Genomic DNA, 24,958 nt, shown 5'->3' with positions numbered 1-24,958 from the left:
AGCACCGGCACAACACCCAAGTACATCCAGTACGAGGGCGTCGTGCCGGCACTCCCAGCCGGGCGCCCGACGCCGCGCGCTGATCCGACAAGATCGACCGGACAGGACCTGACGCGCCGTGGGCGAGCGGTCGTCGGCGGGGCGGTGGGGTCAGCGGTACTCGCAGAGGTAGGCCGTGTCGATCGAGACCTGGAGCTGGAACTTGCTGTCACCCGGAACGGAGAAGCGCTCACCGGCGGAGAAGGTCCGCCACTCCTCGGCGCCGGGGAGCTTGACGGTCAGCGCGCCGCTGACCACGTGCATGACCTCGGGCGCGGCGGTGCCGAACTCGTACTCGCCGGGGGCCATCACGCCGACGGTCGCCGGGCCGTCGGCCGAGGTGAAGGCGACCGACTTGACCGTGCCGTCGAAGTATTCGTTGACCTTGAGCATGCGCGTTCTCCTGCGGAAGGTGTGCGGGACGGCGGCCCGGGCGTCGCGCGCCCGGCCGCGGCGGGGCGAGCCTAGCGGCGCGGACCGCCGCGCTGCCGGAGGCGTCCGCTGGTTGGTCACCGAGCTCGGGGTCGCCGGGGGCGGGGAGCGGACCGGCCCGGTCCGCGGTGGTGCTGCGGAACGGGCCGGTCGGCGTCCGGACGGTGACGCGGGGGAGGGAGGATCAGCCGAGCGTGATGCCCGGGTAGAGCGGGTGGTCGGCGAGCAGGTCGACAGCGCGCTTGGCGACCGAGTCGCGCACGGCCTCGTCCAGCGCGTACTGCGCCTTCGAGGAACCCACCGGAACGGCCGCCGTCAGCACCGTGTGGATCAGCTCGGCGACCTCGTCCAGCTCCGCCGCGCCCAGCCCGCGGGTGGTCAGGGCGGGCGTGCCGAGCCGGATGCCGGAGGTGTACCAGGCGCCGTTCGGGTCCTGCGGGACGGCGTTGCGGTTGGTGACGATGCCGGAGTCCAGCAGCGCCGCCTCCGCCTGACGGCCGGTCAGCCCGTACGAGGAGACGTCCGCCAGCACCAGGTGGTTGTCGGTGCCGCCGGTGACCAGCCGGGCGCCGCGCGCGAGCAGGCCCTCGGCGAGCGCCCGCGCGTTGTCCACCACCTGCTGGGCGTACACCCGGAACTCGGGGCGGCGGGCCTCCGCGAACGCCACCGCCTTCGCCGCCATCACGTGCGACAGCGGGCCGCCGAGCACCAGCGGGCAGCCCCGGTCGACGTGCTCCGCCAGCTCGGAGGTGCACAGCACCATGCCGCCGCGCGGGCCGCGCAGCGACTTGTGCGTGGTGGTGGTGACGATCCGGGCGTGCGCCACCGGGTCGAAGTCGCCGGTCAGCACCTTGCCCGCGACCAGGCCGGCGAAGTGCGCCATGTCGACCATCAGGGTCGCGCCGACCTCGTCCGCGATCTCCCGCATCCGGCGGAAGTTCACCAACCGCGGGTACGCCGAGTACCCGGCGACCAGGATCAGCGGCTTGAACTCCAGGGCGATCCGCCGGACTTCGTCGTAGTCGACCAGCCCGGTCACCGGGTCCGTCCCGTAGCTGCGCTGGTCGAACATCTTGCCCGAGATGTTCGGCCGGAAGCCGTGGGTGAGGTGGCCGCCCGCGTCCAGCGACATGCCCAGCATCCGCTGGTTGCCCAGCTCGCGGCGCAGCTCGGCCCAGTCCTGCTCGCTCAGGTCGTTCACGTTGCGCACCTGGGCCCGCTGCAGCGCCGGGCTCTCCACCCGCTGCGAGAGCACCGCCCAGAACGCCACCAGGTTGGCGTCGATCCCGGAGTGCGGCTGCACGTAGGCGTGCTCCGCGCCGAACAGCTCGCGGGCGTGCTCGGCCGCCAGCTCCTCCACGGTGTCCACGTTGCGGCAGCCCGCGTAGAAGCGGCGGCCGGGGGTGCCCTCGGCGTACTTGTCGCTCAACCAGTTGCCCATCGCCAGCAGCACCGCGGGCGAGGCGTAGTTCTCACTGGCGATCAGCTTCAGCGAGGCGCGCTGGTCCGTCAGCTCCCCGGAGATCGCCGCGGCGATCCGGGGCTCGACGGCGCGCACCACGTCCAGGGCGCTGCGGAAGGCGGTGTCGGCGGCGGGGCTGCCGAAGGTGTGCGCGGGCAGGGACTCGACCACGGGCGGTCTCCTCGTAGTACGGAACGACGATTCGGACGGCCCAGGCGCACGGCGACAGCGAACGGCGCCCGAGGGTACCGCAAGGGGCCGCTCCCCGATGGTGACTTCCATCCCAGCGCGCCAGTCACGGCCCACCGCGATGCTACCAACCGCCGGGCCCGCCCCACCGCGCACCCGGCCGCCACCGCGCAGGCCGGGTTCCCGGGCCCGGAGCAGGCCCCCGCCCAAGCCCCCGCCCAGGCCCCGGAGCAGGCCCCCGCCCCGGGCCCGGCTCCCGTCCCCGGTCCGGGCGGCGGCGAAATCCCCTGGTGCTGTCGGGCTCCGGGTCGGCATGATCGGGCACATGACATGGACCGTCCCCGCCGTCTCCCGCCCCGGCGGCTCGCTCACCGCGCCCGAGGCCGAGCTGCTGCCCGACTACCTGGCCTGGCACCGCGCCACCTTCCTGCACAAGTGCGCCGGCCTGACCGGCGAGCAGCTCGCGCTGCGCCCGCTGCCGTTGAGCTCGCTCTCGCTGCTCGGGCTGATGCGCCACCTGGCCAAGGTGGAGCGGACGTGGTTCCGGATCCGCTTCGCGGGGCAGGACGTTCCGCCGCTGCACGCCGTGGAGGGGCACAAGGACGCCGACTTCGACCTGCTGGAGCCGGAGCGGGCCGAACAGGAGTACCTGGCCCTGCTGGAGGAGCAGCGGCTCGCCGACCTCGCGGTGGCCGGCGCCGGGCTGGACGAGACCCTGGCCGCCTACGGGGAGGAGCAGTCGCTGCGGATGACGTACCTGCACGTCATCACCGAGTACGCGCGCCACAACGGGCACGCCGACCTGCTGCGCGAGCACACCGACGGGGTGACCGGGGGCTGAAGTCCCGTGAAGGGCAAGGGGGCTGGACCGGAACCCGAACGAGCGGCCCGAACGATCGACCCGAACGAACGGTTCGTCAGATGACCGTATAGCATACTGAGTATGGGACCTCTCGAACCGAACGTGCCCGAGCTGATCCTCGGACTGATCGTCTTCTTCGCCCTGTTCTGGGCGCTCGGCAAGGTGCTGCTGCCCCGCATCGAACGCACCCTCGCCGAACGCCACGACAAGACCGACGGCGGCATGGCCCGGGCCGAAGCGGCTCGGGCCGAGGCGGAACGCATCCGCCGGGAGTTCCAGGCCGAGCTCGCCGCGGCCCGGCACGAAGCCGCCGCCATCCGGCAGACCGCCGCCGAGGAGGGCGCGGCCCTGGTCGCCGCGCTGCGGGCGGAGGGCCTGCAGCAGCGCGAGCAGCTGGTGGCCGAGGCGCAGGTGCAGCTGGCCGCCGACAAGGTGCTGGCCGAGGCCGAACTGCGCGAGGACGTCATCAAGTTGGCGTCCGAGCTGGCCTCCCGGGTGGTCGGTGAGCCGCTCGGCGACCTGCCCTCGACCCGGGCCGTCGCGGAGGAGTTCCGCAACCGCGCCGAGGTCTGACGCCCCGCCGGGGGAGAGCGGACGGGCCGCCCGGTCCCGAGCACGAGGCTCGTGGACCGGGCGGCCCGCCCGTTCGCGCGGGCGTTCAGGATCAGGAGCACGGGCCGTCGTCGGCCCACACGCCCCACTGGCCGCTGCTGGCCGGGTTCTCGTTCAGCGTCCACCACTTGGCGTGGTAGTTGTGGCCGTTGTAGCTGACCTTGTCGCCGCCCACGTAGGTGGTGGTGGCGGACCAGGCCGGGCTGCAGGTCCCGGTGCCGGGGGAGGGGCTGCCGGTCGGCGACGGGGAGGTGGTGCTGGTGGGCGGGGTCGCACCGGCGAACTTCACCGTGTACTTGGTGAAGTCCCAGTCGTTCTGGGCCACGCTGGAGCAGGCGCCGGACAGGCCGGGGTCGACCGTGCCGGGGCACTGGCGGTCGCGGTTGACCGACCAGTAGGTGTAGCGGGCCAGCTTGTGCGCGGTGGCGAAGTCCAGCACGGTCTGGAAGTCCGCCTGCTTGAAGTACTCCGCGGCGTCGGTCCGGCCGTTCATCATCGAGACGCCCTCGTGGGCGTACGCGGTGGCCTCGTTCCAGCCGAAGGTGTTCTGCAGGATCTGGTTGAACTTCACCAGCGCGTCGGTCTGCGCCGCCGCCCCGCTGAACCCGCCGTCGAACGGCATGATCGAGTAGTTGTTCGGCGTGAAGCCCTGGGACTTCGCCTCCAGCAGCATCTGGGTGCCGAACCAGCCGGTGCCGGCGTTGGTGCCCGCGGTGGTGATGGAGATGTAGATGCCCGGGTTGTTCTGCTGCAGGATGCGGGCCGCGCCGATCTCGTTGTGGATGGCGGCGGTGTTCTCGTACTCGGGCTCCTCGAGGTCGAAGTCGATCGCCTTGAGGTTGTACTTGGTGACGACCTTCTGGTACGCGGCGGCGGTGGCCTCCGGGGTGCCGCAGGTCTGGCCGAGCTTGGTGCCGCCGTAGCCGCCCACCGAGACCGAGACGTCGCCGCCCTTGTTGCGGATGGTCTGGATGACGGCCGGCATCGTGGTGTCGGTGTCGATCGAGGACGTCCCGCCCCAGGACGGGCTGCAGGTGCTGCCCTGGGCCAGGATGAAGGCGAGTTGGAACGCCTTCTGGCCGGTGGCGTCCATCACGGCGGCGGCGTCCGGCGGGCTGTTGTCCTCCGGCATCAGGTACGGCGCGGAGGCGTACCAGTTGGAGCCGAGCCCGGCCGTGGTCGCGGCGTTCGCCGGGCCGGACGCGGCGACGGCCGAGACGGCGCCGGCCAGCAGGCCGAACACGGACAGGGCGACCGCGACGGCGCGCCGCGGGCGGCGCGGTCGGACCGGGGTGGCGGGGGAGTGTGGGGGAAGGACGCGTTCCATCGAGGACCTCTCCGGGAGGCGGCGAGGACGGCGGCCCGGACGCGCGCGGACGTGGGGGTGCGCGGCCGGGCCAACGGTCGGGTACCTGGCCGAGGTTGACGTGACTGCCACTGGTATAGACCTGTGCCGGTGCGCCGTCAACCCTTGCCGCCGCACTCCGGGCGGGCGGTCCAGGGAATGGTCAAATCGCGGCAAAGCCCAGGTCAAAGCAGGTTTCGCAGCTTCGTTGGCGACCTGTCGGGCACTGGCGACCTGTCGGGTGCCGACGACCGTCCGGTTCCGGTTTCGGCGACCCTCCGGGTGCCGACGGAGCGTCAGGCGTCGACGGCGCGGCCCGCGCGGTCGGGGCCGCCGGTGCGGGCGTCGGTGCGGGCGTCGGTCGGCAGGTAGGACTCCAGGCCGCGCAGGAACACCTCGATCTTGAAGGCGTAGCGCTCGTCCCCGTCGCCCGTCACCATGGTGTCCGCCATCCCCTGCAGCTTCGGGAAGCGGTCGGCCGGGAGCGCCAGCAGGAAGGTGCGCAGCTGGCCGAAGTACTCGTGGATGTCGGTGCCCCGGGCGATCCGCTCGGCGTACACGGAGGCCTCGTAGGCGTCGGTGTCGATCAACTGGCCGAGCCCGTCCAGCGCCCAGGCGGCGACCTGGGGCGGCAGCCCGACCTGGAGCAGCAGGTCGAGCAGGAACTCGGTGATCGCCAACTGGCTCTCGCCCAGCGGGATGCTGCCCAGCGACACCAGCGACACGTCCCGGTGCGAGGTCAGCACCCGCTGCGCCTCGAAGCAGACCTCGGTGATCTGCTCCTTCCAGCGCTCGGGCTCCGGCCGCGGCGGCAGGCGGATCTCGGAGACCACCCGCTCCAGCACCAGCTCGAACAGCTCCTCCTTGTTGGAGACGTGCGCGTACAGCGAGGCCGGGCCGGTGCCCAGCTCCTGCGCGACCCGGCGCATGGTGACCCCGGACAGGCCCTCGGCGTCCAGCACCCGGACCGCGGTCTCCACGATCAGCGAGCGGCTGAGCGGCTGCCGCGGCTCCGCCTTGCGGGGCTTGTGCCACGGGATCTCGGGCATCTGCGCGGACATCGGGCCACCTGCTTTCGCTGAACGTTCCGTCGGCGATCATCGTACTCCGGACGAACGCCGTTCGACGGGTGCGCGAACCGGCCGTTCCCGGCCGGGGTCGCGGCGCGGGTCGGAGCGGGGCCGGGCGGTGACCGGACCGGGTGGGGCGGGCGCGGTCCGGGGCGGGTCAGGGTCGGAGTGGGGGAGAAGTCAGGGTTAATCCGTTTGACGGGAACGCCGCTCGACTCGTAGAACAGTGTTCGTCCAAGGAAACACCGTTCATCGCGCGGCCCCCGTCCTCCGCGCCTGGTAGCAAACAGGAGCTGTCATGACCGACGCGGTCGGCCCCACCACCGCGGCACCGCCCTCCGGCGCCGCCGCCGAACCCTACCGCTGGCGCTGGGTCGCGCTGTTCGTCATCCTCGCCGCCGAGGTGATGGACCTGCTCGACTCGCTGGTGACGAACATCGCCGCCCCCGCGATCCGGGCGGACATCGGCGGTGGCGAGTCCACCATCCAGTGGCTCGGCGCGGCCTACACGCTGGCGATGGCCATCGGCCTGATCACCGGCGGGCGGCTGGGGGACATCTTCGGCCGCCGCCGGATGTTCATGATCGGCGCGGCCGGGTTCACCCTCGGCTCGCTGGCCTGCGGCCTGGCCCAGGAGCCCTGGCAGCTGGTCGCCGCGCGGGTGCTGCAGGGCCTGCTCGGTGCGGTGATGCTGCCGCAGGGCCTGGGCATCATGAAGGAGATCTTCTCGCCCAAGGAGCAGGGCGCGGCCTTCGGCATGTTCGGCCCGGTGATGGGCCTGTCGACGGTCGGCGGTCCGATCCTGGCGGGCTGGCTGGTCGACGCCGACCTGGCGGGCACCGGCTGGCGCATGATCTTCCTGATCAACATCCCGCTCGGCCTGTTCGCCTTCATCGGCGGCCGGGTCTTCCTGCCCGCCCAGGGGCAGGGCCCGACCGTCCGGCTCGACCTGGTCGGCGCGTTGCTGGCCGCGGTCGGCGCGGCCATGGTCATCTACCCGCTGGTCCAGGGCCGCGAGCACGACTGGCCGCTGTGGGCGTTCGCGCTGCTGGCGGTGGGCGTGGCGGTGTTCGGCCTGTTCGGCTGGTACGAGGCGCGTCGCAAGGCCGCCGGGGCGGACCCGCTGGTCGAGCCCAGCCTGTTCGCCAAGCGCGGCTTCAGCGGCGGCATGGTTCTGGGCCTGGTCTTCTTCACCGCGATGACCGGCTTCTGGCTGACGTTCAGCCTGTACACCCAGCTCGGCCTGCACTACAGCGCCTTCAAGTCCGGCCTGGCGGGCATCCCGTCCTCGATCGGCATGGTGATCGCGTTCGTCGCCTCCCAGGCGCTGCAGAAGTACGGCCGCAAGGTGATGCACGTGGGCCTGGTGGTGATGCTGGCGGGCGTGCTCGGCCTGATGTACACCCTGCACAGCCAGGGTGCGGGCGTCACGCCCTGGCAGATGGTGCCCGCACTGGCGGTCAGCGGCCTGGGCATGGGCCTGGTGATGGCCCCGTTCTTCGGCATGGTGCTGGCCTCGGTGGAGGCGCACGAGACCGGCTCGGCCTCCGGCACGCTGACGTCCGTGCAGCAGCTCGGCGCAGCCCTGGGCAGCGCCATCCTGGGCACGGTCTTCTTCGAGCGCCTGAAGACCGCCGACTTCGCCAGTGCCGAGCAGGTCACCCTGTGGGCCGAGGTCGGCCTGCTGGTGGTGGTCTTCGCCGCGATCTTCCTGCTCCCGATGCACGGCCGCCCCGAGCACGAGGGCGCCGAGCAAGAGGGCGCCGAGGAGGGCGGCCCCGAGGGCGCGCTCCGCACCGAGGGCGAGCATCAGCCCGTCTGACGTCCCGACAGGGCCGGGGCCCGGAGCACACCGCTCCGGGCCCCGGCCCGTTCGCGTCCGGGGCCGGATCAGCCCTGGTAGGCCGCGAAGATCTTCGAGAACTGGTACGGCGTCTGCGGGACGTTGGTGCACTTGGGCAGCGAACCGGTGCACGCGTTGGCGTCCCGGGTCATCTCCCAGAAGGCCAGCTCGCCGAGGTGGTTCTGCTGGGCGAAGGCGAGCAGCTGCTGGGCGTCGGTGATGCCGAACACCTCGGAGGCGGTGTCGTTCTGGCCGAGCATCGGGGTGACGCCGACCATGGCGTACGCCTGGGCATCCGTCAGGCCGGTCCACACCGAGCGGATCTGCGCCTGGGTGGACTGCGCGGCCTGGATCGCGTAGGCGCCCATCCTGCCCGCCGGGCTCGGGGCGGCCCAGTCGCCGAAGTCCATCGCCATCACGTTGACCAGGTCGACGGAGAGCCCGGCGTTCCTGGCGGACTGCAGGACGTAGACGCCGTCCGCGGTCAGGCCGCTGGGCAGCACCGGCAGGGTCAGGCTGACCTTCAGCTCGCGGCCCTTGGCCCGCTGCGCGGCCTGGACCTGGGCGAGGGCGGCGGAGCGGCGGTCGACCGAGGCGCGGTCGGTGACGGCGGTGCCCTCGATGTCGAAGTCGACGCGGTCCAGCGCGTAGACGTCCACGACCTTCTGGTACTGGGCGGCCAACGCGGCTACCGTGGTGCAGGACTGGGCGAGTTCGGTGCCGTTGGCGCCGCCGAAGGACGGGCGGACGTCGCCGCCCGCGTCGCGGATCGCGTCCATGTCGGCCTTGTTCCAGCCGGTGGCCGGGTCGTAGGCGCCGAACCAGCTGGCGGTGCACGGCTGGCTGCCGTTGATGATGAACGCCAGCGAGAACTCCTTGACGCCGCTGGCGGCGGAGAGCGCGGGCAGGCTGGGCGTCGGGTACGCGCCGAGGTCCACGTAGGGGGCGGCGGTGCCGGCGCTGGTGCCGGTGCCCGCGGTGGCGGTGACGGCCGCCGAGTTGGCGGACTCGTTGCCCGCCGCGTCGAAGGCGCTGACGGTGAAGGTGTGACTGCTGCCCTGGAGCAGGCCGCGGACGGTGGCCGAGGTGCCGGTCACGGTGGCGACCACGGTGGAGCCCTCGCGGACGTGGTAGCCGGCCACCGCGGTGTTGTCGGTGGAGGCCGTCCAGCCGAGGGTGATGCTGCCCGGCCCGGTGCCGGTGGAGCGCGGGTTGCCGGGGACGGACGGCGCGGTGCCGTCGGCGGGGGCACCGGCGCACGGCTGGTTGTTGATCGTGCAGTTGACGGGCGCGCTCTGCACCGCGCCGGTGGTGACGCCGAAGCCGACCGCGGGCGCGGCGGCGCCGGGCGCCAGCGGCGCGGCCCAGGTCGGTGAGGTCACCGTGTAGTGGGTGCCGGTGGGGGTGGCGGTCGAGGTGAGCGTGCCGTTCCACAGGCTGGAGACGTTCTCACCGGTCGGCAGGTCGAAGGAGAGCGACCAGCTGTTGACGGTGGCGTTGGTGTGGTTGGTCACGGTGTACGTGGCCTGGAAGCCGTTCGACCAGCTCTGGGTGACCGCGTAGTCCGCGGTCAGGCCGGTCACGCCGGCCGCTCCGGCGGCGGTGGCGCCCAGCGGGGCGGCGATCAGGGCCGCGGCCGCGGCGAGGGAGAGGGTGACGCGCCTCATGGGGCGGGTCCTCCTTGGCGGTGTGGGGGATGGGTGGGGCCGTGCTCGGGTGCGTGGGGCGCACCCAAGATGGTCCAGACCAATCCGGGCCGTCAAGGCGAAGTCCTGCGGTTTTGCAAGGAGTTGACGGTTCAATCAGGTGCGGTTGAGCCTGTCGAGACGCGCGAGAGGCGACCCGGGGGACGACGGAGGGCGCGGCCCCCGAAACGTGGGGGAAGGGGCCGCGCCACCCGCCTGACCCAGGTCAGGCGTTCGTGGGCCGTCAGGCGGAGACGGCGGTGCCGCGCATCCGGCGGACCAGGTACGCGCCCGAGGCGGCGGCCGACAGCAGGGCGGCGCCGGCCAGGCCGAGCAGCAGGTCGTCGTGGTCCGGTCGCTCGACGGCGGCGGTGCCCGAGGCGGCCACGACCGCCTCGGCGGCGGTGAGGTCGCCGCCGTGGCCGTGGTGCGAGACGGTCGAGCGGGCGGCGCCCGCGTCGATCTGCGCCTGGGTCGGCGCCGAGGGGGCGCCCGCGGCGAGCGCGCCGGTCGCGGCCGCGGCGGTGGTGCCGCCGAAGTCGAGGTCCGAGCAGCCGTAGAACGCCTCCGGGCTGTCCGAGCGCTGCCACACCATGTAGACCAGTTGGCGGCCGGTGCGCTGCGGCAGGTTCACGTTGACGTGGTAGTACCCGTTGTCCGAGGTGCGCGCGGTGTCGTAGACCGCGACCGGGGCGGACAGGTCCAGGTCGGACCACTTCAGCGGCTTGGTGGGGTCGTAGCCGGCCTTGGTGATGTACAGCTTCATGGTGCCCTGGTGGGGCGCGGTGACCCGGAAGTCGAAGTTCTTCGCCCCGGCGGCCGCCGGGGTGGCCGGCCAGTCGGTGCGGGCCCAGTCCAGGGCGCGGTACTTGTCGCGGTTGGCCGAGCAGAGGTGGCCGTCCGGGATGATCTGCTGGCTCTGGCCGTTGGCGCTGGCGATGTTCACCTCGTTCCAGTCGTACAGCGGCTGGGTGCCGCTGTCCGCGACGAGGTCCTTGCACACCTGGGACTTGGGGGTCTCGGGGCCTTCCGCGTAGCAGGCCGCGATGCGGCTGGGCGGGCCGAACATGGCGCCGTGCGCACCGGCGGTGCCCGCGGCGAGGGTGGTGGCGACCAGGGCGCCCGCGCCCACCGCGGAGGCGGTGAGCAGACGGCGGGACCAGGACATGGTTCTCCTCAGGAAGGTCGGGCCGGTCGTGGGGGAAAAGCGGCACGTCTGCCTGCGGGCCACGGGGAGCGACCCCGGGGCGGCGCGGTGTGGACCCGGCACACCGCGAGCCGTCCGAAGGCTACGATTGGCCTATACCAATTGACAAGTGTCGGCCAACGGCGGGTGGTTGGCGGATGGCGGGATCCGGCCACCGTCACCGTCCGTCCCGCGGTGCGGACCTGGTGCGACGTCAGGTTCCGTTCGCTGGAAGGCTGACGGGAAACTGCAGGAGAACGGCCCCGTCCACGCCCTCCGCCGACTTCCCGGACGGGGCTCCCCGGTGGCCGCCCCCGCCGTCGCGGCGCAGGCGGCGGGCGCCGGGGGCGGGGGAAGATCAAAGCCGCAGATAATGCTCCGATAAGCCGACGGGCGGAGCGCCCCTGACGCGGTGGCAGGCGCGCGGCGCCGCAGGGCGGTTCGGGGAGGAGGTCCGTCGGCGGGATTTCCGGAAGTCGGCTCGGAATCCCCTCGGGAATCCGGATCGGCTGCGTACGACGGCCCGCCACCGGACCGCCGAGGGGGGTGCCGCCGTCCGTGGGGGTGGCCGCGTGGCGGCGCGGGATCGTCCGCTCCATGCACCTAATCTCCCGATATGTCCGTACGCCCTCTCGCCCTAGCGGCCCTCTCGGTCGGCCTCGTCACCACGCCCCTGCTCGCCCCGTACCTGCTGTCGCCGTCCGCCGTCGCGGTCGGGGCCAAGCGGGCCTCGATCGGCAACCCGGTCGAAGGGAACCTCGGTTACAACGCCTTCGTGGAGCACGACACCGTGCTGGGCAGCACCGAGGCCGAAGGCCCGATCGCCACCGGCGGCAACCTCGCCTTCGGCTCCGGGTACAACGTCAGCCTGCACACCCCCGGCACCTTCACCGCCCCCGGCGACGCCCACCCGGCCGCCCTGGTGGTCGGCGGCCGGGTCGACTTCGCCGGGAGCTCCCCGGACGGGGTGCTGAAGGTCCTCAGCGGCGGCTACACCAAGATCGGCGACATGACCGGCTCGCTCGCCGTCGACCGGGACGTCAACAACGCCCAGGTCGACACCCAGGTGGTGGCCGCCGGAGCGGCCCACAACTCGGTGCCCCGGATCGAGATGACGCTGGACCAGCCGCCCGCCTCGGTCGGACCGGCGCCCGGCCTGATCGACTTCACCACCGCCTTCGAGGTCTTCCGCGAACGGGCCCGGGTGATGGCGGCCTGCGCGCAGAACGTCACCCTGGTCGACGACGCGGGCGCACCGCTGCCGGACGGGCCCTACCCGCCCGGCGTCATCGGTCACCTGACGCTCACCCCCGGCCGCACCAACGTGCTGCACCTGACCGGCCAGCAGCTGAACGCCCTCAGCGAGATCAACTTCCGCAACCAGCCGACCCGGGACACCCCGCTGGTGGTCGTCGTCGACACCACCGCCGAAGGCGGCGTCTTCAACTGGGACAACCCCAACACGTCGGGCATCAGCGGCCCGCAGGCCCCGTACGTGCTGTGGGACTTCCCGGACGCCACCGACATCACCATGGTCAGCGGCGACTCCCTGGAGGGCACCATCTACGCGCCCAGCGCCCACCTCAAGGACGTCAACGTCTCCAATATCGAGGGCGACGTCATCGCCCGCTCCTACGAGGCCGGGCCGCTCGTCGGCGGCCGGTCGACCCTCGCCGGGGAGCTGCACTACTGGCCGTTCGACGCCGCCGTCGCCTGCGAGGACACCAGCCCCTCGCCCAGCCCCAGCCCGAGCGGCAGCGGTAGCGGACATCCCGCACCCAGCCCCAGCCCGAGCCCCAGCCCGAGCCAGTCCACCAGCGCCCACCCCGCCCCGTCCCCCAGCCCCAGCTCCTCGCGGACCCTGCCCGCCCCGTCCCCCACCGGCCCGGGCGGCGAACTGCCCGCCACCGGCGCCGACCTGCCGCTCCCGCTGACCGCCGCCACCGCCGCCGCGGCCCTCACCGCCGGAACCCTCCTGCTGCGCCGTCGCGGCCGCAAGCACTGACCCCACTCGCGGAAAAGGTTCCACCGCCTCCGACGGCCCGCCGAGGGTCGCCGGAGGCGACCGCTGCGGGCCGGGCGGGCTCAGGACGAGTCCAGCGCCTCCAACGAGACGAGCAGCCGGGCGACGTCCAACCCGACGTCCAGGTACTCGACGAACAGCTCGTTGTGCAGCGCCCACGGCGAACGCCCCGCCCGGACCTTGCGCACCGCCCCGGCGGTGTCCGCACCGAGCTCCACCAGCGCCTGCGCGACCACCAGCCCGGAGCGGTTGTACCCGGAACGACAGCGCACCAGCACCGTCCGCCCCGCCGCCACCGCGGTCGCCACGGCCCGTACGGCCTCCTGCACCGCGGCCAACTGTCCGCCGTCCAGCGGCCCGTCCGGTACCGGGAGGACCCGGTGCGGCACCCCCGGTGCCGGGCCGTGGCCCGGGGCCGAGAACAGGCTCACCACCAGGTCGAACTCCGCGCCGACCACCACCGGCTGCCACCGTCCGGTCGGATCCACCCAGTGGTGGCCGCCCATCCACAGGCCGGGCACGATCTCGTCCCACGGCGTCCCCGGATCCGGTACGCCGCCCCTCCGGCGGGTCTTCATCCACAGCCTCCCACCCGCCAACGCGACGGAGCCGGGCGGGAGTTCCCGGTGCCGGGGCCGACCGGTGGGCGGAGGCGGTCGGAAGGGCGCGGGCGCCCGCGGCGAGGGGGGCCGAGGGCGCCGGAGCGGGGCGGGTCAGAGGTCGGAGGGCGCCGGGATGTCGGAGGCCGGGCCGTACTCGCCCAGGTTCAGCGAGGACACCGCCCGGTAGCCGTCGCCCGCGCAGGTCAGCTCCAGCCGGGAGAGCCGGCCCGCGCTGTCGACCAGCAGGTCGGTGTCGCACTGCTCGATGCGGTGCTCGGCGATCCGCTGGCGCAGCGAGGAGCCGAGCGCGTCGGTGACCTCCGTGACCGGCAGTCGGCCCACCAGGTGGTAGGCCATGCCGCCGTTCATGCCGCGGAGCTTCTGCAGGCCCCGGTACGCGTCCGGGCCGGGCCGCAGCAGGCTCTGCACCAACGGTCGGTGGTCGACCACCAGCACCGAACCGGGCTGGCGCCCGTGCTCCTCCCAGGCCGAGTCGTCGACCTGGGTGTACACCGCGTCCCGCGTGGTGGTGACGTTGAGCCTCAGAAGGGCGCCCCCCGTGAGCGAGTGCAGGCCCATCGCGCTGGTCTGGACGTCCGACACGTTGACCGTGCCGGTGCCCCAGACGTGGTCCCGGTCGTCCTGGCTCTCCACTCCGAGCGCGGCCGAGAACGGCTGCGCCGGGGCGGCGATCGCGGCCCGGAGCCGCTCCAGCTCCTGCGTCCGGTCACCCGTCGAGGCGGCGGTTGCGGCAGAGGCGGCGGGAGCGGACGCGGCGGCCTCCGGCGCGGGGGCGGAACCGGAGCAGCCCGTCAGGGCGGCCGCCAGCGCGACCCCGGACAGCACCGCCGCGACCCCGTTCGTGCGTGCCTGCACCGACACCACCCCACCTCCGTGAAACACCCTCGAATCGAACAGCGCGGGACACGTTCTCGCAGGTGGACGGCGGAGCGCAAGTCAATTCGTCGGCGAATTCGAACGACTGGGCCGAGGCCCGGTCAACCCCCTTGCCGCCCGGGCGGATCAGCCGCGGAACCCCGCGTGCACGTGGTCGTGGTGGGTGGGGTCGCTGAAGAACTGGTTCGCCGCCCGCCCGCCGGACAGCAGCCGCGGACCGCCCACGTTGTACGAGCCCGCCGCCGCGGCCGCCCGCATGAAGGACTCCACCAGATTGGCCGGGGCCGCCGGGGCCACCACCGGGTGCCCCTCGATCCGCCAGGTGTCGAACGCCAGCCCCCGGGGGTGGTCGCTCGGCCGGTCCGTCCCGAACACCAGCAGCGGATGGCCCGAACGCACCACGCTCACCTCGAAGGCGTACGCCCCCGCCAGCGCCAGCATCGCCTCCAGCGCCGCCCCGTGCACCTGCCCGCTGCGCACGTCCGCCACCGCGGCGGGCGGCAGCGCGATCCGCGGCTGCGCCAGCACCCGGAGCGCCGGATCGGCCGGAGCGGCCGCCGCCGGGCCGGGGTCGGACGGGTGCAGCGCGGTGACCCGCCAGCGCGGCTCGGCGCGGCTCAGCCGGACGTCGACCGTGCTGCCGGTGGACACCGGTGCGCCGTCCGGCCCGGCCAGCCACTGCCGACACACCACCAGCACGCTCGCCGACTCCGCCAGCAGCCCGCCGTACTGCGCGTACACCACCTCCAGCGCGGCCCGCGGCGCGTCCGCCAGCAGCGGGCCGCCCTGGTCGGCCAGCCCCGGATCCGCCCCGAGCGCCGCCACCCGGGCCCGGGCCGCCGCCACCCCCCGCCCACCCGGCGGCCACCCGCCGACCGCCTCCACCACCTGCACGGCCCGCAGCTTGACGTCCGGCTGCAACTCGCCCGGCCCCGGCTGCCAAGCGCTGGGGGAGGGGAACGCGGCGGGGGAGGAGGCGGGCGGGCCGGTGGGAGAGGCGGAGGCGGGCGGGCCGGTGGGGGAGGGGAGCAGGCCGTCAGGGCGCAGCCCAGCCCGGCGAGTAGGACGGTACGACGGCCGGGCGGGAGCGGGGACACGGGCGAGGGGGCGTTCACCCGGCCAGTGTCGGCCGCGACGGGTGGCCGCGGCCGGTGCGACCCGCCGCCGCCCCGGGCCGCGGGCGGCGGCGGGTCAGCCGGAGAGCAGGCCGGTGCAGAGCGAGCCGACCACCAGCAGGAGGCTCGTCGTACCGAGGGCGGCCAGGGCGAGGAAGGTGGAGCGGCGGGTGAAGAACGCGGCACGGCCGGGGGCGTGACGGAGCGTCAGCAGACGGCCGCTGCGGTACCCGCCGACGGTCAGGATGGCCAGCGCGATGCCGCCGAAGAACGTACCGGCGCCGAGCCAGGTCCTCAGGTCGGGTCGGCAGGTGCCGCCGTCCTCGCAGCGCACCGCCACCACCTCGCCCGGACTCCGGTGCCCGACGCCGCGCAGCCGCCAGTGCTCCGCCGCGGCACCGGCCGGAGCGTCGGCGCTCCGGCCGTAGCAGTCGATCTGCTCGTGCGGCACCCGCCCCTTCACGGTGGACGTCGTGCAGGAGGAGACGGTCACCCGCACCTCCGGGCGGCGCCCCGCCTCCGCCAGGTCGACGAGCGCGGACGCCGAGTAGCAGGCGGCGGCGAGGCCCGCGGCCACCGTGGCCAGGGCGACGCCGACGGCGAGCAGCGTCGGCTCGGGCACGTCCCGGGTCAGGCGCCGGGCCCACCACCAGTGCGCCTGCGGCGGCCCGGACGGCGGGCGCGGGGCAGGTGGCGCGGACGGCCCGCGGGGCGCGGGCGGCTCCGGGGCGGTGCCGGTCCCGGCCCGTCCAGGGTGATGGCGTCCGGGCATCGCGTCCCTCACTCTCCCCGCGCGCGTCCGCCGGTCACGGCGCGACGGCACAACCTACCGCCCCCGGGACCTGCGGGAACAGTCCGGGGCGGGAGCGGGGGAGCGCGGGGCGGCGGAGGGCCGACCGCGGTGCGGCCGGTGGGCGGACGGCCTTCCGCGGGAGGGGCCCGGACCGCGGGCGCGGTCCGGGCCCCTCGCGGGACGGTCCGTCAGATCAGGCCCTGGGCGAGCATCGCGTCGGCGACCAGTTCGAAGCCGGCGATGTTCGCGCCGACCACGTAGTTGCCGGGGCTGCCGTACTTCTCCGCGGTGGTGTAGCAGGAGTCGTGGATGTGCTTCATGATCTCGCCGAGGCGGGCCTCGGTGTGCTCGAAGGTCCACGAGTCGCGCGAGGCGTTCTGCTGCATCTCCAGCGCCGAGGTGGCGACGCCGCCCGCGTTGGCGGCCTTGCCGGGGGCGAAGGCGACGCCCGCCTCCTGGAGGACCCGGACGGCCTCGGGGGTGGTGGGCATGTTGGCGCCCTCGGCGACGGCCTTGACGCCGCCCCGGACCAGCGCGAGGGCGTCCGACTCGTGCAGTTCGTTCTGGGTGGCGCAGGGCAGCGCCACGTCGCAGGCGACGTTCCACACGCCGGTGCCGGCCACGTACTTCACGTGCGGGCCGCGCGCCTCGGCGTAGTCGGAGACGCGGCCGCGGCGGGTCTCCTTGACCTCCTTGAGCAGGGCCAGGTCGATGCCCTTCTCGTCGACCACGTAGCCGGTCGAGTCGGAGCAGGTGAGCACGGTCGCGCCGAGCTGCTGGGCCTTCTCGATCGCGTAGATGGCCACGTTGCCGGAGCCGGAGACGACCACGCGCTGGCCGGCCAGGCTCTCGCCGCGGGTGCGCAGCATCTCCTCGGTGAACATCACGCAGCCGTAGCCGGTGGCCTCGGTGCGGGCCTGCGCGCCGCCCCAGCCCAGGCCCTTGCCGGTGAGCACGCCCGACTCGTAGCGGTTGGTGATCCGCTTGTACTGGCCGAACAGGTAGCCGATCTCGCGGCCGCCGACGCCGATGTCCCCGGCGGGGACGTCGGTGTACTCGCCGAGGTGGCGGTGCAGCTCGGTCATGAAGGACTGGCAGAAGCGCATGATCTCGGCGTCCGAGCGGCCCTTGGGGTCGAAGTCGGAGCCGCCCTTGCCGCCACCGATCGGCATGCCGGTCAGGGCGTTCTTGAAGATCTGCTCGAAGCCGAGGAACTTGACGATGCCCAGGTTGACCGAGGGGTGGAAGCGCAGGCCGCCCTTGTAGGGGCCGAGGGCGCTGGAGAACTCCACCCGGAAGCCGCGGTTGACGTGGATGCCGCCCCGGTCGTCGGACCACGGCACCCGGAAGATCAGCTGGCGCTCGGGCTCGCAGACGCGCTCGACGATCCGGGCGTCGACGAGTTCGGGGCGCTGCTGCAGCACCGGGCCGAGGGTTTCGAGGACCTCGCGGACCGCCTGGTGGAACTCGTTCTCGCCCTGGTTGCGGCGCAGGACTTCCTGGTACAGCGGCTCGATCAGGCGGGCGCCGGCGTCGGTGGACGCGGCAGGGCTGGGGGTGGCCGGCATTCGGGCACAACCTTCCGTGATCGGGTGGTGCACGGGGGCGCTCCCGTCCCGGGCAGCGCCCTTGGTCCTCCTCGCCGTTGAGGACCGTCGACCGGCGCGCCTGACACGCGTCGGCCGACGGGGTGGACCGGTGGTCTGCACCATTGTCCCAGGGCTGACCTGCGGACATCGACCGCTTGTCCACGATGTGAACGCCCGAATGGGTTATTTCGGTCGCCCGACAGGTAAAGGGCGGGTCATCGGCGGCCCATTTTCGGGCTTTACGATCGAAACTCGGTGAACGGTGTGAGTTCGCTGCGAATTCCGGGCGTGTCCTGGGAGTCGGCGAGGGGACGTGGGGGTGCGCGGGGGCGCGCAGCAGTCCGCCCCCGGCGGCCGAACGGGCGCCGGGGGCGGGACGGGGCGGGGTCAGCGCCGCGGCTGGATCCACCAGGCGGTGGTGGCGGGCGGCAGCACCCCGGCCGGGCACGGTCCGGAGGACAGCAGCGGCTGGCCGGTCACCGGAGCCGGGGCCGGGACGGTGCCGAAGTTGGTGGCCACCAGCAGGCCGTCGCCCCGGGTGAAGGCCAGCACGTTCGGCGGCGTCTCGATCCAGCGCAGCGTGCCCTCGCCCAACTGCGGCAGCAGGCGGCGCAGGTGCAGCGCCTCCCGGTACAGGTGGTACGGCGAGGTGTGGTCGGCCAGCGCCCGCTCGGCGGTGTGCCGGGCGAACGAGGCGGGCTGCGGCAGCCAGGTCGGCGCCGAACCCTCCGGGCCGAACCCGTACGGCGCCTCGGTCCCGGCCCACGGCAGCGGGACGCGGCAGCCGTCCCGGATGCCCTTGCGGCTGCCGGTGCGGTGGAAGATCGGGTCGGTGATCACCTCGTCCGGCAGGTCGTCGACCTCCGGCAGGCCCAACTCCTCGCCCTGGTACAGGTACGCCGCACCCGGCAGCGACAGCATCAGCAGCGCGGCCGCCCGGGCCCGCTCCGGGCTGCCGAAGCGGGTCGTGGTGCGGACCTGGTCGTGGTTGTTCAGCACCCAGGTGACCGTCGAGCCGGTCGCGGTGATGTCCCGCACCGCGGCGTCGATCACCTGGTGGAAGTGCTCGGCGTCCCACGGGGCGTGCAGCAGGTGGAAGAAGAACGCCTGGTGCAGCTCGTCCCCGCGCACGTACTTGGCCTGCTCGGCCGGGGTCGGCACCGAGGCCTCGCCGACCAGCAGCCGCTGGCGGCCGTCCAGCGCCGTGTACTCCTCGCAGATCGCCCGCCAGGAGCGCCACACCTCGTGCACCTCGGGCTGGTTCCAGGCCAGCGGGTTGACCGAGTCGCGGGTGCGCTCGTCCGCGTCCGGGTCCGGGGAGTCCGGCAGCTCGGGGTGCTTGAACAGGCCCGCCGCGACGTCGATCCGGAAACCGTCCACGCCGCGGTCCAGCCAGAACCGCAGCACCTTCTCGAACTCGACCGGCACCTCGGGGTTGCGCCAGTTCAGGTCCGGCTGCTCCGGGGTGAACATGTGCAGGTACCACTGGCCCGGGGTGCCGTCCGGCTCGGTGATCCGGGACCACGCCGGACCGCCGAACATCGCCCGCCAGTTGTTCGGCGGCAGCTCGCCGTCCGCGCCCCGGCCGTCCGCGAAGTGGAACCGGGCCCGCTCCAGGCTGCCGGGGGCGGCGGCCAGCGCCTCCAGGAACCACGGGTGCTCGGCCGAGCAGTGGTTGGGCACGGTGTCCAGCACCAGGCGCAGGCCCAGCTTCCGGCAGTCCTCGACCAGCAGGTCGAAGTCCTCCAGGGTGCCGAACATCGGGTCCACGCCCTTGTAGTCCGCCACGTCGTAGCCGTGGTCGTGCTGCGGCGACGGGTAGAACGGGTTCAGCCAGACCCCGTCCACGCCCAGCCGCTTCAGGTACGGCAGCCGGGCCCGCACGCCCGGCAGGTCGCCGATGCCGTCGCCGTCGGAGTCCTGGAAGCTGCGCACGTACACCTGGTAGATCACCGCGTCGCGCCACCACAGCACGTCGGGGGCGGCCGGGGCCGGGTGTTCCGCCGGGAGCGGGCCGTCCGCGGTGAGGACGGCCGAGGCCGGGAGGCCCTCCGCGGGGCGCGACGGGTCGGCGGGGACGACGGACGTGATCATGCGTCACCTTCACGGGAGCGCGCGAGGGAGGTCGCGCTGACAGGCACAGGTCCGCAGGGGCTGACGTCGTGTCAGTTCCTCGGGGATACCTAGATGTTAGGTATAGGCCAAAGGGCCTGTCCAGGAGACGGGAGATGAAGATGTCACCTGCTGAGCCTTCGAGTGCCACCAGTTGGGGCGAATCAGGGCGAATAAGGGGGCGCACAACGGGGTAGGGCAAAGCCAAGGAGAGCCGCCCGGCGTACGACCGACGAAGTTCGGCCGCACGGCGCACTCCCCCCACCCACCTCGAAGGAGGCAACCGAGTGCGGCTTCCGCTCCTCGCGCTGCTTGCCACGGGCCCCGCACACGGCTACCAGCTCCGGCGCGCCCTGGAGTCCACGCTCGGCCCGGCCTACGCGCGCACCAACGACGGTCAGGTGTACGTCACGCTCGGCCGGTTGGAGAAGTCCGGCCTGATCGAAGGACAGGACGTCGCCCAGGACGGCCGCCCGGCCAAACGCGTCTTCGCCCTCACCGAGGACGGCCGGCGCGTGCTCGCCGACTGGTTCGCCCGGCCCTCCGACGGCGGCAAGGTCCGCGAGGAGTTCTTCCTCAAGCTCGTCCTCGCCCCGCGCACCCGCCTCGCCGATCCGCGCACCCTGATCGACCTCCAGCGCTCCCACTGCCTCGCCACCATCCGCGGCCTGCACGCCACCGCCGACCGGGCCCCCGACCACGGCGTCTCCCGCCTCCTGATCGAGGGCGAGGTCCTGCACCTGCAGGCCGAACTCGACTGGCTGGAGCGCTGCCAGCAGGAGTTCACCTGAGGGCCGGTGCTTCCGGTGCTTCCGGTGCCTCCGGTGCCTCCGGTGCGTTCGCTGGGTCCGCTGGGTCCGCTGGGTCCGCTGGGTCCCCGGCGTCCGTCGCGCCGCGGCGCAGCTGCGGCGTCGAGGCGGCCACCGCGCCGACCGCCGCCAGGCAGAGCAGGCCGCCGCCGACCAGCGCGGCCGCGGCCCCGCCCCAGGCCGCGACGAGGCCCGCGCGCAGGTTGCCCAGCTGCGGCCCGGCCTGGCCGACGACGGTCTCCGCCGCCGTCACCCGGCCCAGCATCGCGTCCGGGGTGCAGGTCTGCACGATCGTGCTGCGGGCGAGGACCGCCAGCGCGTCCGCGCCGCCGGCCACGGCCAGCAGGAGCAGGCCCGACCAGGCCCGGTCCGTCAGGCCGAACGCGGCCAGCGCGCCGCCCCAGACCGCCGAGGCGGCCAGCATCACCGGACCCGGGCGGCCGAACCTGGTCACCGGCCCGGAGAGCGCCGTCGTGACCACCCCGCCCACCGCCAGCGCGGACAGGAACAGGCCGAGGGTGCGCGGGTTCCCGTCGAAGCGCTCGGTGTTCACCAGCGGGAACAGCGACACCGGCATGGAGAGCACCGTCGCCGCCAGGTCCGTCAGCAGCGCGCCCCGCACAACCCGGTGGCCCGCCAGGAACCGGAGCCCGTCCGCCACCCCGCCCAGGCCCGCCCGGGACGCGCCGCCCACCGGGGGCAGCGGCGGCAGCCCGAACGCGCACGCGAAGGAGACGCCGAAGCTCGCCGCGTCCAGCAGGTAGCACACCCCGACGCCCCACCAGCCGAGCACCACGCCCGCCACCGCCGGGCCCAGCAGCATCATCGCCTGCCCCGAGGCCTGGTTGAGCGCCAGCCCCGCCGCGACCTGGTCCTTCGGCAGCAGGCGCGGGACGAACACCCCCGCCGCCGGGGCGCCCAGCGCACCGAAGGACGCCTGTACGGCGACCAGCGCCAGCACCGCGGCCACCGGCACGTGCCCGGTGAAGCCCTGCACCGCCAGCAGCAGCGAGCAGGACGCCTGCCCCGCGTTGCCCAGCAGGTAGATCCGGCGCCGGTCGGCGCGGTCGACCCAGGCCCCCGCGAACAGGCCGAACCCGATCATCGGCAGCGCCTGCGCCAGGCCGACCGCCCCGCTCCACGCCGGACTGCGGGTGCGGTCCCACACCTGGAACATCACGGTCACCACGGTCATGAAGCTGCCCAGGGTGGACACCGTGCGTCCGAGCAGCAGCCACCGGAACAGGCGGGAGGTCCGCAGCGGCCGGACGTCGATCAGGGCGCGGGCGAGAGTCACGGGGCACGCAACGGGAGGGGCGCGGGGAGGGCAGCGGGATTGAGCACGCGCAGGACCCTAGCCCATCCGCCCGGCCGGCCGCGGCGGGGCGGTCGGCGCAGGGGGCAGCGGGGGTGGTCAGCGGAGCCCGGACCGCATGCCGATCAGGAGCCAGTCGAGGGCGCGGTGGAAGTCGCGTTCGCGGAGCAGGTGGTCGGGTTCGCGGGGGCGCTCGACGAGGATGCCGGAGTCGGCGACGCCCGGGAGGTCGCGGACGGCCTCGGTGATCTCCTCGATCAGGTCGTCGGTGCTGCCGTTGGCCTCCGCGGCCTTCTCGGACCAGTTGACCTCGGTGGCGGTGAAGCCGTAGGTGTACTGGAAGATCGCCGAGAGGGCGGCCATCGCGTCGGCCTCGGAGAGCGGGGAGGAGCGGGCGATCTCCAGGGCGCGGGCGGAGTAGCGCACCGAGTTCGGCCCGATGTTCAGGTAGTCGCCGTAGATCCGGATCGCCCACGGGTGCGCCAGCATGGCGGCCCGCCAGGTCACCGCGAGGGCGCGCAGGCCGTCCTGCCAGTCGGTGCCGTCGCCCGCCTCGGGCACGGTCATCTCGCCCGCCACCACGTCCAGGGCCAGCTCCAGCAGGTCGTCCTTGTCGGCGACGTACCAGTACAGCGACATCGGCGTGACGTCGAGCCGGGCGGCCAGCGCGCGCATCGAGAACCTCGACTCGCCCAGTTCGTCCAGCAGCCGGACGGCCGCGGCGACGATCACTTCGCGGTCCAGGCTGCCCGGTCCGCCCTCGCCCGCCCGCGGGGAGCGGCGGCCGCGGACCGGGCCGGGGGTGAGCCAGACGCTCTTCTTGACCTGCGAGGCTCGCTTGGTGGCCACGGTGCTCCTTCGCTTCTACGGGGTGCCACCACCGTACGGCCTGCGGCGGAGGGGACACGGGCGGAGGGGCGGGGCGGTCAGCGGGCGGTGGGGACGGGCTCCGGACCGGGGGCGGGGGTGCCGGTGGCCGGGCGGTCGGCCCGGTGCAGCAGGGACGCGGAGAGCAGGCCGCCGAGCAGGACGGCCGCGGCGCCGATCAGCTGGCTGGACGTCAGGCCGTGGGCGAAGGCCTCGTGCACCGCCTGCGCGGCGGTGCCGTCCGGGGCGGCGGCCAGCGCCTCGGGCAGCGACTTCGCCGCCGGGGCCGGGACCTCCGGCGGCAGGCCCGCCGCGAAGCGGGAGCCGAGGACCGCGCCGAGGACCGCGACGCCCAGGCCGCCGCCGAACTCCGTGACCGTGCCCTGCACGCCCGCGCCGGCCCCGGCCCGCTCCGGCGGGATCGCGCCCATCACCGCCGCGGCCATCGCCGGGTTGGCCACCGCGATGCCGCAGCCCATCAGCAGCAGACCCGCCAGCAGCCCCGGGTACCCGTGGCCGGAGCCCAGTGCGGCCAGCAGCGCCAGGCCACCGGCCAGCAGCCCCATGCCGATCGCGACGGCGCCCGCGAAGCCGACCTTCGACAGCAGCCGGGCGCCGACGCCCGACAGGTTGAGCAGCACGATCACCAGGGCCAGCGGCGACATCCGCAGGCCGGCCTCCAACGGCCGGTAGCCGAGCACCAGTTGCAGGTACTGGGTGAGCAGGAACAGCGAGCCCGCCATGCCGAACGCGACCAGGACGCCGCCCGCCACCGCGCCGTTGAAGCGACGGTTCCGGAAGAAGGCCAGGTCCAGCATCGGGGCGGGGGTGTGCGCCTCCCAGGCGACGAAGCCCGCCAGCGCGGCCAGGCCGACCGCCCCCGACAGCAGCACCGGGCCGGAGCCCCAGCCGTGCACCGGGCCGGAGATGATCGCGTACACCAGGCCGACCATGCCGAGCGTCGACAGCACCGCGCCCGGGACGTCCGGGCGGCGGCCCGAAGGGTCCTTGCTCTCGGGGAGCAGGCGGGCGACCGCGACCAGGCCGAGCAGCGCCACCGGGATGTTGACCAGGAAGATCGAACCCCACCAGAAGTGCGCCAGCAGCACGCCGCCGAGCAGCGGGCCGCCCGCGAAGCCGAGCGAGCTGACGGCCCCCCAGACGCCGATCGCCTTCGGCACCTCGGCGCCCTGGAACACCTGCACCACCACCGCCAGCGTGGTGGTCATCAGCAGCGCGCCGCCGATGCCCATCCCGGCCCGGGCGGCGATCAACTGGCCGGAGGACTGGGCCAGCGCCGCGGCCGTCGACCCGGCGCCGAACAGCGCCAGGCCGACCAGCAGCGCGCGCTTGCGCCCGTACCGGTCGGACAGGCTGCCCGCCGTCAGCAGCAGGCCGGACTGGACCAGTGCGTACGCGTTGATCATCCACTGGACGTCGGCCGTGCCCGCGCCCAGCTCCTCCGTCAGGGAGGGGATGGCCACGTTGAGCACGGTGTTGTCGAGCAGCACCACCAGCGTGGCCAGGCAGACCACCGCCAGGATGGCCCACCGCCGCGGGTGCGGGGCGGCGGGCGGGGGGACGGGGGCGTGGGACAAGGGGACTCCAGGGGAGGGCCGGGGCGGCCGGGGCGGCCGTTCGTTGTACACCGTAGAGGAGTTCTTCTACGGTGTACAAGGGTTTTCCCGGGAGGCCGCCTCGGGCGGTCATGCCGCCGTCGACCGGGAGGCCGGCGCCGGTGATGCCCGCGCCCGCCCGGGAGGCCGGCAGCAGCACCGCCGCGGCCACCTCGTCCGGGCGGGTCGGCCGTCCGGTGGCGGTGCGGTCGGTGAAGTGCCGCACCGGGCCCGGGCAGACGCAGTTGGCGGTGACGCCGTACGTCCCCCGACCTTCTTGGCCGGCACCCGGGTGAACCCGATCAGCGCGTGCTTGGCGGCCGCGTAGGCGCACCGCCCCGGGGCCGGGTCGCGGATGTTGGCGATCCGCCCGGAGCGCTGCGGCAGCAGGTGGGCCAGGATGCGGCGGACAGCTCCAGTGCCGCATCCCGCCCGGCTCCGGCGGGCGGGCGGCGAAGGCCTCGTCGCGGACGGCCACCGGCGCCAGGCCGTCCT

The 24,958-nt window shown here is 73.9% G+C and carries 20 protein-coding genes; 5 read left to right on the top strand and 15 right to left on the bottom strand.

What is annotated here, in order from left to right; genetic code table 11:
- Positions 1-150: 150 nt before the first annotated feature.
- Positions 151-432 carry a pyrimidine/purine nucleoside phosphorylase gene (locus ACFY00_RS31930; RefSeq protein ID WP_388036013.1) on the bottom strand — a complete coding sequence of 94 codons (282 nt, stop codon included), beginning with the start codon at positions 430-432 and terminating at the stop codon, positions 151-153.
- Between the two features lie 223 nt (positions 433-655).
- Entirely contained in the window at positions 656-2,104 is a 1,449-nt protein-coding gene (locus tag ACFY00_RS31925) for a glycine hydroxymethyltransferase (protein ID WP_388036010.1), read from the bottom strand.
- A gap of 343 nt (positions 2,105-2,447) precedes the next feature.
- Between ACFY00_RS31925 and ACFY00_RS31920 the strand changes: the two genes are divergently transcribed.
- Both ACFY00_RS31920 and ACFY00_RS31915 read left to right on the top strand, forming a co-directional pair.
- The gene (locus tag ACFY00_RS31920; RefSeq protein ID WP_388036007.1) at positions 2,448-2,963 is read left to right on the top strand and encodes a DUF664 domain-containing protein; all 516 of its coding nucleotides are present in this window, start codon (positions 2,448-2,450) and stop codon (positions 2,961-2,963) included.
- A gap of 102 nt (positions 2,964-3,065) precedes the next feature.
- On the top strand, positions 3,066-3,557 hold the full coding sequence (locus ACFY00_RS31915; RefSeq protein WP_388036005.1) for a hypothetical protein: 492 nt from the start codon (positions 3,066-3,068) through the stop codon (positions 3,555-3,557).
- A 91-nt stretch (positions 3,558-3,648) separates the two neighbouring features.
- On the opposite strand, the gene ACFY00_RS31910 is transcribed toward ACFY00_RS31915, so the two are convergent.
- Both ACFY00_RS31910 and ACFY00_RS31905 read right to left on the bottom strand, forming a co-directional pair.
- Positions 3,649-4,923, bottom strand: coding sequence for a carbohydrate-binding protein (locus ACFY00_RS31910; protein ID WP_388036002.1), 1,275 nt, complete (start codon positions 4,921-4,923; stop codon positions 3,649-3,651).
- 314 nt (positions 4,924-5,237) lie between these two features.
- Complete coding sequence (locus ACFY00_RS31905) at positions 5,238-6,002, bottom strand: TetR/AcrR family transcriptional regulator (RefSeq protein ID WP_388035999.1); 765 nt, start codon at positions 6,000-6,002, stop codon at positions 5,238-5,240.
- A 307-nt stretch (positions 6,003-6,309) separates the two neighbouring features.
- Here ACFY00_RS31905 and ACFY00_RS31900 point away from each other — a divergent pair, with 307 nt between their 5' ends.
- Positions 6,310-7,833, top strand: coding sequence for an MFS transporter (locus ACFY00_RS31900; protein WP_388035996.1), 1,524 nt, complete (start codon positions 6,310-6,312; stop codon positions 7,831-7,833).
- 68 nt (positions 7,834-7,901) lie between these two features.
- Here the strand turns inward: ACFY00_RS31900 and ACFY00_RS31895 are convergent, their stop codons facing one another.
- Both ACFY00_RS31895 and ACFY00_RS31890 read right to left on the bottom strand, forming a co-directional pair.
- Positions 7,902-9,521, bottom strand: a complete 1,620-nt coding sequence (locus ACFY00_RS31895) for a cellulose binding domain-containing protein (RefSeq protein ID WP_388035994.1) — start codon at positions 9,519-9,521, stop codon at positions 7,902-7,904.
- A gap of 262 nt (positions 9,522-9,783) precedes the next feature.
- The gene (locus tag ACFY00_RS31890; protein WP_388035991.1) at positions 9,784-10,707 is read right to left on the bottom strand and encodes a lytic polysaccharide monooxygenase; all 924 of its coding nucleotides are present in this window, start codon (positions 10,705-10,707) and stop codon (positions 9,784-9,786) included.
- 634 nt (positions 10,708-11,341) lie between these two features.
- Here ACFY00_RS31890 and ACFY00_RS31885 point away from each other — a divergent pair.
- Entirely contained in the window at positions 11,342-12,730 is a 1,389-nt protein-coding gene (locus ACFY00_RS31885) for a collagen-binding domain-containing protein (protein WP_388035988.1), read from the top strand.
- Positions 12,731-12,810: 80 nt separating this feature from the next.
- On the opposite strand, the gene ACFY00_RS31880 is transcribed toward ACFY00_RS31885, so the two are convergent.
- The 6 genes from ACFY00_RS31880 to ACFY00_RS31855 all read right to left on the bottom strand — a co-directional run bounded on the left by ACFY00_RS31880 (position 12,811) and on the right by ACFY00_RS31855 (position 19,838).
- Complete coding sequence (locus tag ACFY00_RS31880; RefSeq protein ID WP_388035986.1) at positions 12,811-13,326, bottom strand: protein phosphatase; 516 nt, start codon at positions 13,324-13,326, stop codon at positions 12,811-12,813.
- 135 nt (positions 13,327-13,461) lie between these two features.
- Entirely contained in the window at positions 13,462-14,226 is a 765-nt protein-coding gene (locus ACFY00_RS31875) for a hypothetical protein (RefSeq protein ID WP_388035984.1), read from the bottom strand.
- A 147-nt stretch (positions 14,227-14,373) separates the two neighbouring features.
- Positions 14,374-15,168 (bottom strand): hypothetical protein, encoded by a 795-nt coding sequence (locus tag ACFY00_RS31870; RefSeq protein ID WP_388035982.1) that lies wholly within the window; start codon positions 15,166-15,168, stop codon positions 14,374-14,376.
- Positions 15,169-15,438: 270 nt separating this feature from the next.
- On the bottom strand, positions 15,439-15,984 hold the full coding sequence (locus tag ACFY00_RS31865; RefSeq protein ID WP_388035979.1) for a hypothetical protein: 546 nt from the start codon (positions 15,982-15,984) through the stop codon (positions 15,439-15,441).
- Positions 15,985-16,343: 359 nt separating this feature from the next.
- A complete protein-coding gene (gene gdhA / locus ACFY00_RS31860) occupies positions 16,344-17,723 on the bottom strand; it encodes an NADP-specific glutamate dehydrogenase (RefSeq protein WP_388035977.1) in 1,380 nt (459 codons plus the stop codon).
- 408 nt (positions 17,724-18,131) lie between these two features.
- Positions 18,132-19,838 (bottom strand): glycoside hydrolase family 13 protein, encoded by a 1,707-nt coding sequence (locus ACFY00_RS31855; RefSeq protein WP_388035974.1) that lies wholly within the window; start codon positions 19,836-19,838, stop codon positions 18,132-18,134.
- 305 nt (positions 19,839-20,143) lie between these two features.
- On the opposite strand from ACFY00_RS31855, the gene ACFY00_RS31850 reads away from it, so the two are divergent.
- Complete coding sequence (locus tag ACFY00_RS31850; protein WP_388035973.1) at positions 20,144-20,647, top strand: PadR family transcriptional regulator; 504 nt, start codon at positions 20,144-20,146, stop codon at positions 20,645-20,647.
- Here the strand turns inward: ACFY00_RS31850 and ACFY00_RS31845 are convergent.
- The 3 genes from ACFY00_RS31845 to ACFY00_RS31835 all read right to left on the bottom strand — a co-directional run bounded on the left by ACFY00_RS31845 (position 20,640) and on the right by ACFY00_RS31835 (position 24,445).
- Positions 20,640-21,962, bottom strand: coding sequence for an MFS transporter (locus tag ACFY00_RS31845; RefSeq protein WP_388035970.1), 1,323 nt, complete (start codon positions 21,960-21,962; stop codon positions 20,640-20,642). The two genes, ACFY00_RS31850 and ACFY00_RS31845, sit on opposite strands and share 8 nt — an antisense overlap.
- A gap of 117 nt (positions 21,963-22,079) precedes the next feature.
- Positions 22,080-22,829 carry a TetR/AcrR family transcriptional regulator gene (locus ACFY00_RS31840; protein WP_388035967.1) on the bottom strand — a complete coding sequence of 250 codons (750 nt, stop codon included), beginning with the start codon at positions 22,827-22,829 and terminating at the stop codon, positions 22,080-22,082.
- 77 nt (positions 22,830-22,906) lie between these two features.
- Positions 22,907-24,445, bottom strand: coding sequence for an MFS transporter (locus tag ACFY00_RS31835; protein ID WP_388035964.1), 1,539 nt, complete (start codon positions 24,443-24,445; stop codon positions 22,907-22,909).
- Between the last annotated feature and the right edge of the window lie 513 nt (positions 24,446-24,958).

Origin of the sequence: Kitasatospora sp. NPDC001540, from assembly GCF_042894345.1 — a bacterium.
Taxonomy (GTDB): domain Bacteria; phylum Actinomycetota; class Actinomycetes; order Streptomycetales; family Streptomycetaceae; genus Kitasatospora; species Kitasatospora phosalacinea_C.
The sequence above is the reverse complement of the archived record's forward strand: the minus strand, read 5'-3'. Positions and strand labels throughout refer to the sequence as shown.

Bases quoted from the DNA above. Each gene is read 5' to 3' on its own strand.
- ACFY00_RS31930 (WP_388036013.1), bottom strand. From the start codon at position 432: ATGCTCAAGGTCAACGAATACTTCGACGGCACGGTCAAGTCGGTCGCC.
- ACFY00_RS31920 (WP_388036007.1), top strand. From the start codon at position 2,448: ATGACATGGACCGTCCCCGCCGTCTCCCGCCCCGGCGGCTCGCTCACC.
- ACFY00_RS31915 (WP_388036005.1), top strand. From the start codon at position 3,066: ATGGGACCTCTCGAACCGAACGTGCCCGAGCTGATCCTCGGACTGATC.
- ACFY00_RS31910 (WP_388036002.1), bottom strand. From the start codon at position 4,923: ATGGAACGCGTCCTTCCCCCACACTCCCCCGCCACCCCGGTCCGACCG.
- ACFY00_RS31905 (WP_388035999.1), bottom strand. From the start codon at position 6,002: ATGTCCGCGCAGATGCCCGAGATCCCGTGGCACAAGCCCCGCAAGGCG.
- ACFY00_RS31900 (WP_388035996.1), top strand. From the start codon at position 6,310: ATGACCGACGCGGTCGGCCCCACCACCGCGGCACCGCCCTCCGGCGCC.
- ACFY00_RS31895 (WP_388035994.1), bottom strand. From the start codon at position 9,521: ATGAGGCGCGTCACCCTCTCCCTCGCCGCGGCCGCGGCCCTGATCGCC.
- ACFY00_RS31890 (WP_388035991.1), bottom strand. From the start codon at position 10,707: ATGTCCTGGTCCCGCCGTCTGCTCACCGCCTCCGCGGTGGGCGCGGGC.
- ACFY00_RS31885 (WP_388035988.1), top strand. From the start codon at position 11,342: ATGTCCGTACGCCCTCTCGCCCTAGCGGCCCTCTCGGTCGGCCTCGTC.
- ACFY00_RS31880 (WP_388035986.1), bottom strand. From the start codon at position 13,326: ATGAAGACCCGCCGGAGGGGCGGCGTACCGGATCCGGGGACGCCGTGG.
- gdhA (WP_388035977.1), bottom strand. From the start codon at position 17,723: ATGCCGGCCACCCCCAGCCCTGCCGCGTCCACCGACGCCGGCGCCCGC.
- ACFY00_RS31855 (WP_388035974.1), bottom strand. From the start codon at position 19,838: ATGATCACGTCCGTCGTCCCCGCCGACCCGTCGCGCCCCGCGGAGGGC.